3 protein-coding genes are annotated in these 2,433 nt (G+C 34.6%); 1 reads left to right on the top strand and 2 read right to left on the bottom strand.

From position 1 onward, the window contains the following. Together RT405_RS08640 and RT405_RS08635 are read right to left on the bottom strand one after the other, a co-directional pair. Positions 1-742 (bottom strand): ATP-binding cassette domain-containing protein (locus RT405_RS08640; RefSeq protein WP_313469116.1); only part of this gene is annotated, 742 nt, incomplete at its 3' end. Continuing rightward, the gene (locus tag RT405_RS08635) at positions 729-1,667 is read right to left on the bottom strand and encodes an ABC transporter ATP-binding protein (protein WP_313469115.1); all 939 of its coding nucleotides are present in this window, start codon (positions 1,665-1,667) and stop codon (positions 729-731) included. The genes RT405_RS08635 and RT405_RS08640, both read right to left, overlap by 14 nt. Positions 1,668-1,848: 181 nt before the next feature. On the opposite strand from RT405_RS08635, the gene RT405_RS08630 reads away from it, so the two are divergent. Beyond that, positions 1,849-2,433, top strand: a complete 585-nt coding sequence (locus RT405_RS08630) for a TetR/AcrR family transcriptional regulator (RefSeq protein ID WP_313469114.1) — start codon at positions 1,849-1,851, stop codon at positions 2,431-2,433.

Here is a 2,433-nt window from a genome sequence, read left to right as displayed (position 1 = left end):
TTACATTGATATTTTGATAAGAAAGTGATAAAAAATGGTCAAAGCTTGTTTGGTCCTTAAATTCTAATTTGAAATGTTTATTTTTATTGTAGCGAATATCATCCATAGTGATTAGATCAATGATTTCACCATTTTTGATCATAGCTACTCGGTCACAAGTCTCTTCCATTTCTTGAAAAATGTGACTGGACATAAAAACGGTTCGTCCAAGAGCTTTTTGCTCTTTCAATAACTCAATAAAAGTATCACGCATCAATGGATCCAAGCCCGTTGTTGGTTCATCCATGATCAAAATATCTGAATTGGAAGAAAAAGCGGCAGCGAGTGCAGTTTTTTGTTTCATTCCTTTACTCATGGTTTTGATATTGGCAGTCACATCGAGCTGTAATCTATCACAGATCTTTTGGCAAAGATCCCAATCCCCACGACCATTCATTTCCATTTGATTTTTCAAAAATGTAATCCCGCTTTCGTTTCCCGGGAAGTTTATTTCGCCTGGGACATATCCAACTTTTTGTTTAACATGGGCGCTATTGGTAGTACAATCCAACCCGTCAATTGTGACTTTTCCACTATCTGGCTTGATAAAGCCCATTAAGTGTCGAATCGTCGTCGTTTTGCCTGCACCATTGATACCTGCAAATCCAAATATTTCGCCTTCGTTGACCGACAAGGAGATATCAAATATGCCACGATGTTTGCCGTAATCCTTCGTTAAATTTTCAATCTCAATACATACCATGGCTTAGCCCTTCTTTCCCTTTTTCAATACTTTTCTTCCGATCATAAAAGTCCATAAAATAATCTTCTAATGTAAATTTAATTTCTGAAATAAAATTTAATTCATATAAACTTAATTCTTTAAAGAAGTTATGAATATCTTCATCTCGAATGTGAATTTTCACTTGGCTTTGTGAAGGACGCTCAGCGATGATATCCAAAGTTGACTGCTCAATAAAATGCCTGTAAACTTCTTGCTTTGAAAACTCCACTTTAAACGCTTTATTTTTATTTTGTCGCAACTGATCAGCAACAATTGTCGAAACAATTTCTCCATCTTTGATAATGGCGATTCGGTCACACGTAGCATCAACTTCACTGAAAATATGACTAGAAAGCAAAATCGATTTTCCAGCTTCTTTTTCAGATAAGATAAATTCAATGAAGCGTTCTTGCATCAAGGGATCCAACCCACTCGTTGGTTCATCTAAAATCAAAATAGCAGGATCATGCATAAATGCTGTCACAATAGCTAGTTTGCGCTTTGTTCCTAAACTCATTTGCTTGATATTACTAGACGGATCTAACTCGAACCTTTCAAGTAACTGCTCGGTTTTTTCCCGATTAGTGATTTGACGTTCAGTGGCCATAAAATCAATAAATTGTGTGCCGGTCATATTCGATGGAAAAGCTAATTCTCCAGGTAAGTACCCTACATTTCGTTTGATTTGTGCAGAGCTGGTCCAACTATCTTTTCCCTCCACCGTGATTTTTCCTTCCTGCGGTTTTGAAAAACCCATTATATGTCGGATAGTAGTAGTTTTCCCAGCTCCATTAGGCCCCAGAAAGCCAAATACTTCACCTTCATTCACTGTAAAGGAAACATCAAAGACACCACGTTGCTGGCCGTAATCTTTTGTTAGATGGTCGATATCAATAATTGCCATAGCATTTCGCTCCTTATTTCAAAAGTAAGATAAGAAACATATGATAGTTTGTTTACATATGTTCATTTATTAATTATAATAGCTTTATAGAAAAAAACAACGAACAATATTTCTATATATGTCACTTAATTATCATAACAAGCAGATTAGTTAAATAAAATTTTTAAAGGAGAGAATTATGATGATTCGTTCAAATGATTTACGAGTAGAAAAAACTTATGATGCGTTGATTACAGCTTTACTGAAACTACTTCAAGAAAAACCATTAGAAAAATTGACCGTCAATGAATTATGCGAGGAAGCGAAAATTCGCCGTCCAACATTTTATAAGCATTTCAATGATAAATATACTTTTTTCACCTTTGCGATCCAAACTTTACAAAGTAAATACCTTTTAAAAGCAGAACAACAAACAGACACTACACATCCTGTCGACTTTTTCATTAATTTTTTTACCACGATTCTTAATGCACTTGAAGAATACCAAAAAATATTTTTGACACTGCAAGTTGATCTGGTTTCGGTTTTTTCATTAGAATCTACAGATAAGCTTTTGGATAAACAGTTTCAAGAATACCTGCAGCATTTTATTATAAAAGAAGAGCTTCATTTAACTGATCCAGAATTTGACGTACAGATTTTATTAGGAATGTTTAGACAAGTAGGTGGGTGGTGGCTGAAAAACCAGGATCGGGTGAGTAAGGAAGAAACGATAAAAAAAATGACAAAAATTTTAGAAAGATTCTTCTCCCTAAATACTAGATAA

The organism is Carnobacterium sp. (genome assembly GCF_032094055.1).
Lineage (GTDB): Bacteria > Bacillota > Bacilli > Lactobacillales > Carnobacteriaceae > Carnobacterium_A.
Note: the sequence above shows the minus strand (reverse complement) of the source record. Positions and strands in the feature narration are given on the sequence as shown.

Coding starts and splice junctions, on each gene's coding strand:
- RT405_RS08635 (WP_313469115.1), bottom strand. CDS start 1,667: ATGGCAATTATTGATATCGACCATCTAACAAAAGATTACGGCCAGCAA.
- RT405_RS08630 (WP_313469114.1), top strand. CDS start 1,849: ATGATTCGTTCAAATGATTTACGAGTAGAAAAAACTTATGATGCGTTG.